This is a genomic window from Aggregatibacter sp. oral taxon 458 str. W10330 (assembly GCF_000466335.1).
In the GTDB taxonomy this organism is placed as follows: Bacteria; Pseudomonadota; Gammaproteobacteria; order Enterobacterales; family Pasteurellaceae; genus Aggregatibacter.
Genome location: NZ_KE952605.1, coordinates 119,720 through 120,008, shown reverse-complemented (window position 1 = coordinate 120,008; position 289 = coordinate 119,720).

Sequence of the window (289 nt, the reverse complement as noted above, 5' to 3'; positions counted from 1 at the left end):
AAATGGATAAAATCGTTCAATATTTAATCAAATCTATACCTTACTTTTCGTATGAGGGAAAAAATTGGGAAGCGATCTTCTCAAACCTTATCCAGCAAGGCACCAAACCACCCCTGCAGTCGAAAGACCCTGCCCTGTTCTAAAGGGATTGAGATCTTGTTGTCTTTCTTTGATAGATACTAAGAACGTCGAAAGACCCTGCCCTGTTCTAAAGGGATTGAGACTCATTAAACCAATCACAACCAGTTTCGCTATCGTCGAAAGACCCCGCCCTGTTCTAAAGGGATTG